This is a genomic window from Nitrospiraceae bacterium (genome assembly GCA_021373015.1).
GTDB lineage: Bacteria > Nitrospirota > Thermodesulfovibrionia > Thermodesulfovibrionales > UBA1546 > JAJFTJ01.
Genome location: JAJFTJ010000019.1, coordinates 1 through 6,466 on the forward strand (window position 1 = coordinate 1; position 6,466 = coordinate 6,466).

Annotated in this window: 6 protein-coding genes and 1 rRNA gene; 1 reads left to right on the forward strand and 6 read right to left on the reverse strand. The window is 39.6% G+C overall.

The genetic code is table 11. The features are described 5' to 3' along the window. The 4 genes from LLF28_07840 to rpsL all read right to left on the reverse strand — a co-directional run. Positions 1 to 131: GTP-binding protein (locus tag LLF28_07840; GenBank protein MCE5195339.1), on the reverse strand; the 131-nt coding region annotated here is incomplete at its 3' end. A gap of 38 nt (positions 132 to 169) precedes the next feature. After that, positions 170 to 2,248 (reverse strand): elongation factor G, encoded by a 2,079-nt coding sequence (gene fusA / locus LLF28_07845; GenBank protein MCE5195340.1) that lies wholly within the window; start codon positions 2,246 to 2,248, stop codon positions 170 to 172. A gap of 21 nt (positions 2,249 to 2,269) precedes the next feature. Further along, the gene (gene rpsG, locus LLF28_07850; protein ID MCE5195341.1) at positions 2,270 to 2,740 is read right to left on the reverse strand and encodes a 30S ribosomal protein S7; all 471 of its coding nucleotides are present in this window, start codon (positions 2,738 to 2,740) and stop codon (positions 2,270 to 2,272) included. A gap of 12 nt (positions 2,741 to 2,752) precedes the next feature. After that, positions 2,753 to 3,124, reverse strand: coding sequence for a 30S ribosomal protein S12 (gene rpsL, locus LLF28_07855; GenBank protein MCE5195342.1), 372 nt, complete (start codon positions 3,122 to 3,124; stop codon positions 2,753 to 2,755). A 226-nt stretch (positions 3,125 to 3,350) separates the two neighbouring features. On the opposite strand from rpsL, the gene LLF28_07860 reads away from it, so the two are divergent. Continuing rightward, positions 3,351 to 4,418: a LysM peptidoglycan-binding domain-containing protein gene (locus LLF28_07860; GenBank protein ID MCE5195343.1), complete on the forward strand. Its 1,068-nt coding sequence runs from the start codon at positions 3,351 to 3,353 to the stop codon at positions 4,416 to 4,418. On the opposite strand, the gene LLF28_07865 is transcribed toward LLF28_07860, so the two are convergent. Further along, complete coding sequence (locus LLF28_07865) at positions 4,415 to 5,830, reverse strand: sigma-70 family RNA polymerase sigma factor (GenBank protein ID MCE5195344.1); 1,416 nt, start codon at positions 5,828 to 5,830, stop codon at positions 4,415 to 4,417. The genes LLF28_07860 and LLF28_07865 overlap by 4 nt on opposite strands. 140 nt (positions 5,831 to 5,970) lie before the next feature. Then, positions 5,971 to 6,466, reverse strand: a 23S ribosomal RNA gene (locus tag LLF28_07870); the annotation flags it as partial.

The window sequence follows — 6,466 nt, forward strand, 5'->3', positions numbered from 1 at the left end:
AATTGCGCCCTGCCTGCAAATGACAGTACTTTGGTTATTGCTGCTGTTAAGGTCGTCTTGCCATGATCTACGTGACCTATTGTCCCTACGTTACAATGAGGTTTGGTCCTCTCAAATTTTGCCTTTGCCATTTTTGCCTCCATATAATCTTATATAAAATTTTCTCAATCTATTCACCTTTTACTTTTGCTATTATTGCCTCTGATATACTCTTTGGCACTTCTTCATAATGAGCAAACTGCATTGTATATGTTGCCCTTCCCTGTGTCTTTGACCTCATGTCAGTTGCATATCCAAACATGCTTGAAAGCGGAACCTCAGCACGAATCACTTGTGCGTTTCCTCTTTTCTCCATTGACTGTATCTTGCCTCTGCGTGAGTTGAGATCACCTATTACATCACCCATATAAATCTCCGGGGTTACAACCTCTATACTCATTATAGGTTCCAATAAAACAGGCTTTGCTTTTCTTGATGCTTCCTTGAAACCCATCGATCCTGCAATCTTAAACGCCATTTCTGATGAGTCAACATCATGATAAGAACCATCATAAAGTGTAACTTTTATATCTACCATTGGATAACCAGCAAGAACACCTGTATCCAATGCCTCTTTAATTCCTTTTTCTACAGCAGGTATATATTCCCTTGGGATTGTACCGCCAACAATCTTATTAACAAACTCAAATCCCTTGCCAGCACTGGGCTCGACCTCAAGATAGACATGTCCATATTGTCCACGACCACCGCTCTGTCTTATGAATTTGCCCTCTGCCTTTGCAGCTGTCCTTATTGTTTCTCTGTATGCAACCTGAGGCTTTCCAACATTAGCCTCAACCTTGAATTCCCTCAAAAGTCTGTCAACAATAATCTCAAGGTGAAGTTCACCCATTCCAGATATTATTGTCTGGGCTGTCTCTTCGTTATATGATATCTTGAATGAAGGATCTTCCTGAGCAAGCTTTCCGAGCGCTTCAAAAAGCTTTTCCTGATCAACCTTTGTCTTTGGCTCAATAGCTACCGATATAACAGGAGCTGGGAACTCCATTGCCTCTAGTATTACAGGCGATTTCTCATCGCAGAGAGTATCACCTGTCAAAGTGCTCTTAAGCCCAACTATCGCAGCAATATCTCCCGCTGAAACTTCTTTTATTTCTTCACGCTTGTTAGCATGCATTTTTAGCAATCTTCCAACTCTTTCTCTTGTATCTTTTGTGGAATTGTAAACATATGAACCAGCAGAAAGCATACCTGAATAAACTCTTACAAATGTGAGTTGTCCTACAAACGGATCTGTCATAACCTTAAATGCAATTGCTGCAAAAGGCTCTTTGCAATCAGCCTTTCTTACAACCTCAGATCCATCTCCAGGCTTTATACCCACAACTGGAGGGATATCTAAAGGAGATGGCAGATAATCTACAATCGCATCAAGAAGATGCTGAACACCTTTATTTTTGAATGCAGTTCCGCACACTACAGGCGTAAGCTTCAGCTGTATTGTGCCTTTTCTAAGAGCTTCCCTTATCTCTTCAGCAGTGGCTTCTTCTCCGCTAAGATATTTTTCCATTATTTTTTCGTCTACGTCAGACAATGCTTCAAGCATTTTGTCTCTGTACTTCTTTGCAATGGATTTCATATCCGAAGGGATTTCAGCCTCAACAAATTGCGCCCCGAGTGTTTCATCTTCGAAATATATTGCCTTCATTTTCACTAAATCTATAGGCCCTCTGAAGTTCTCTTCAGCACCTATTGGTATCTGTATTGGAACAGGATTAGCGCCAAGACGATCAACCATACTGTTTACACACATAAAGAAATCCGCTCCTGCCCTGTCCATTTTATTCATGAAAGCAATTCTTGGCACATTATATTTATCAGCCTGACGCCAGACAGTCTCTGACTGCGGCTCAACGCCTGCAACTGAATCAAATACTGCAACTGCCCCATCAAGAACTCTCAAAGATCTTTCTACCTCAATTGTAAAATCTACATGCCCTGGCGTGTCGATAATATTTATTATGTTGTCCTTCCAGGAACATGTGGTAGCAGCAGAGGTTATTGTTATTCCTCTTTCCTGCTCTTGGACCATCCAGTCCATGACTGCAGTGCCTTCATGAACCTCGCCTATTTTATATGTAACACCTGTATAGTAAAGGATACGTTCTGTGGTCGTAGTCTTTCCTGCATCTATATGAGCCATGATGCCAATATTCCGTGTGTTTTGTAATGATAATTTTTCTGACAAAATCTTTCTCCTGTACTATTCTTACCATCTATAATGTGCAAAAGCCTTATTGGCCTCAGCCATTTTGTGGGTATCCTCTTTCTTTCTTATAGAGGTACCTGTGTTGTTAAATGCATCCATTATTTCTCCAGCAAGCCTCTCCCTCATAGTCTTTTCAGCCCTGTCGCGTGCAAAGTTCCTCATCCATCTAAATGCAAGAGCCATTCTCCTCTGAGGCCTGATTTCAACCGGCACCTGATACGTTGCTCCGCCAACCCTGCGCGGTTTTACCTCAACAACAGGTTTTAAATTCTCAAGTGCTGTTTTGAATACTTTAAGAGGGTCATTCCCTGTCTTTTCTTTTATAATATCAAACGCGCCATAGCATATCTTTTCTGCTGTAGCTTTTTTACCGTCTTCCATCAATACGCTCATGAATTTACTTACAACCTTGCTGTTGTATTTAGGATCTGGCAATGCTTCGCGTTTTTCTGCAACTCTTCTTCTTGGCATCTGATTATTCCATTACTTAGGCTTCTTAGCCCCGTACTTGGACCTCCCTCTTCTTCTATCTGCAACACCCATTGAATCAAGGGTGCCTCTTATTATATGGTATCCAACTCCCGGAAGATCCTTAACCCTTCCGCCTCTTATCATTACAATTGAGTGTTCCTGAAGATTATGCCCAACGCCTGGTATGTATGCTGTCACTTCCATCCCATTTGTAAGCCTGACCCTAGCAACCTTTCTCAAAGCTGAGTTTGGTTTCTTAGGAGTTGTCGTATAAACTCTTACACATACACCTCTTTTTTGAGGGCACATCTTAAGCGCAGGACTTTTAGTCTTATTCAATACGCTTTTTCTTCCGTTTTTTACTAATTGTGCTATTGTTGGCACAAATCCTCCGTGTATGATTTTTACAAAAAGCTGTTTTCTACGGGAAAACTTTGAAATCTTACCAAAGCGTAGTTTTTTTGTCAAGCATATTTGTAATTTTTCTTAGCCTTGGAAAAAATCCTTGAGTATTTTAACCAATCAACAAAAAAAATGATAGACAAAAAGTATAGCAACAAAATTAAAACTGTAATATAATATGGCAGAAACTTTATACAAGGAGATGATTATGATGAAAAAAGGCTTGAAGATATTGCTATCTGCTGTATGTTTTATTCTTTCTTTATTTATCTCATCAACAGTATCAAGTCAGACAACTGAAGAATCAACAGAATACAAAGAATATAAAATCTTAAAAGGTGACACTCTATGGGATATCTCTTTTAAAGAGCTTAATGAGAAGGACCCATTTTTGTGGCCTAAAATATGGAAAGAAAACCCCGGGATAAAAAATCCAGATAGAATATACCCTGGACAGATATTGAAAATTCCGCTTTATCTTTTAAAGCAAGATGAAACCACAGGAACAACTTCAGCTAAAGAAACAGCTCCTGAAACAGAAACAAAAGCTGAAGAAACAGTAAAAACAGAAAAACCACAGATCACAGCAAAAACAATCGAACCTATACAGAAAAAATATATTGCAGACACAAATCTTATACTTTCAAGCGGGTACATTACTGACTACATAACAAAGGATATCAAAAGCGTTGGCAAGATTACAGGTTCTCCTACCGGAAGGCTTGTATTTGGAGATAATGACTACATTTATATCAAGACTGATTCTCCAGCAAATATTGGTGATAAGTTTTATATAATTCGTTCTACCGGATATATAAAACATCCAAAGACAAATGAAAAACTTGGCAATCTTATAACTGTACTAGGAATTGCTGAAATTATAGGGAAAGACAATGGCGCTACAAAAGCAAAGGTATTAAAAGCATTCAATGAGATTGTTACAGGTAATCTTCTTGATAAATATTATGAGGTTGAACCAGTAATGGAAGAAGCCAATCCCAGGAAACCTGATATAAAGGCATCTATAATAGCTATACAATTTCAGAAAAACATAGGTGGTCAGTCTGACATCTTATTTATTGATAAAGGCAAAAACCATGGGCTTGAAACTGGTGATATGCTGAAGGTTATCGCATACGATAAAGACACAAAATCAAGATATACAGGGACAATTCAGCTTATTAATGTAAAAAATTCTACGTCAACTGCACTTATCAGAACAAGCGAGATAGATATAAAAACTGGTGATGACGTATTAGGACTGAATAATAATTAAGTTGAAAGTATTTTAAGGGCCTTAAGTCTGCTTGGATGCTTGAGTTTTCTTAAGGCCTTTGCTTCTATTTGACGCACTCTTTCTCTAGTTATAGACAAATGTCTTCCTACTTCTTCAAGGGTATGATCTCTATCAGCGCCTATACCAAACCTCATTCTTATTACCCTCTCCTCTTTCGGAGTAAGGGTTTTCAATATCTGCTGCATCTGTTCTGAAATGTCATTTCTTTCCGCATCAGAATAAGGAGAAGGACTATTTTTGTCACCAATAAAATCTTCAAGTTCTGTATCTTCGTCACCAACAGGCGTCTGCAAAGCAATAGGATCCTGTATTGCTCTGAAAACTTCTTCAACTTTTCTAGTTGGCACAACTAGTCTTTTTGCTATCTCCTCATTGGAGGGTTCTCTGCCTAGCTGCTGCGTCAATTCTCGCGATGCCTTGGTAACTCTGTTATAAAACTCCATCATATGAACCGGCACTCTGATTGTTTTTGTCTGATCAATCAAAGCTCGTGTTATAGCCTGTCTTATCCACCATGTAGCATATGTAGAGAATTTGAAACCTTTTTCATATTTAAATTTATCAACAGCCTTCATAAGACCGATATTGCCTTCCTGTATTAAATCAAGAAGAGGCAATCCTCTGCCGATATAATTTTTTGCAATATTAACAACAAGTCTGAGGTTCCTGGTTATCAGCTCGTTTTTTGCCTCCATCACAAGTGAACGTGCTTTCGAAATACGTTCCCATGTTTTTTTGAAGTCATCGACCTTAATGCCAATTTCAGACTCTATTTTTTTGTATTCCTGTTGAACTTCCTTTGCAAGATTTTCAAGCTTTTTTGTGTTTATTCCCTTATTTTTCTTATCATTTATGGCTTTCTTGACTTCTTTCAAAGAATTATAGCTGGGGATTTTCCTGTTTATTAGATTAACAGAAGCCACAAGAACATCAAGTCTGTTTAAAGTCCTGAGAAGCAGTTCATCAGCCTTTTCTTCTTCAGAAAGAAGTTCATCTTCTTCTTCAAATATTACATCACCTTTTTTGTATATAGGCAATGCTATAACAACCGCTTTTATTATTGCCTTGCCCTCTTCCAATCTTTTTGCTAGTTCTGTTTCTTCGTATCTTGTAAGTATAGAAATATCACCCATTGAATGAAAGTAAGCCTGAACAAGGTCTTCTGTTTTTTCATATTCTTCTACTTCCTCTTCTGGCTCTTCATCAGCAGCAGCACCTTCTTCTTGATCAACAACCTTTACTCCCATATCCTGGAGGAGGTCCATAAGATCTTCTAATTCATCAGGGGAGAAATACTCTGAGGGTAATGCATCATTTATTTCATCGTAGGTGAGAACCCCACGCCTTTTACCTACATCTAATATCTCTTCAAATATATCTCTTTCTTTCATACTGCTTCCTGTAAATAATAATAGAGCGTCCTTAATTTAATTCTACACTCTTTTTTGAATATGACAAGGGTATCGGCTGAGGGGATTAAAACTTTTTCGAGTTTTTTATCCCAAGCCTTTGACAACAGAAGGAATAAATAAGGGTCAAGTCGCACGGCCTATTAGTACTGGTTAGCTGAATGCCTCACAGCACTTACACTTCCAGCCTATCAACGTGGTAGTCTACCACAGGCCTTAAGGGGGATTGCTCCCCGGGAGACCTAATCTTGAGGTGGGCTTCACACTTAGATGCCTTCAGCGTTTATCCCATCCGAACATAGCTACCCGGCATTGCCACTGGCGTGACAACCGGAACACTAGAGGTTCGTCCATCCCGGTCCTCTCGTACTAAGGACAGCTCCTCTCAAGTCTCCTGCGCCTACAACAGATAGGGACCGAACTGTCTCACGACGTTCTGAACCCAACTCTCGTACCGCTTTAATCGGCGAACAGCCGAACCCTTGGGACCTACTTCAGCCCCAGGATGCGATGAGTCGACATCGAGGTGCCAAACCGCGTCGTCGATGTGAACTCTTGGACGCGATCAGCCTGTTATCCCCGGCGTACCTTTTATCCGTTGAGCGATGGCCCTTCCAC

Bases quoted from the DNA above. Each gene is read 5' to 3' on its own strand.
- rpsG (MCE5195341.1), bottom strand. From the start codon at position 2,740: ATGCCAAGAAGAAGAGTTGCAGAAAAACGCGAAGCATTGCCAGATCCT.
- LLF28_07860 (MCE5195343.1), top strand. From the start codon at position 3,351: ATGATGAAAAAAGGCTTGAAGATATTGCTATCTGCTGTATGTTTTATT.
- LLF28_07865 (MCE5195344.1), bottom strand. From the start codon at position 5,830: ATGAAAGAAAGAGATATATTTGAAGAGATATTAGATGTAGGTAAAAGG.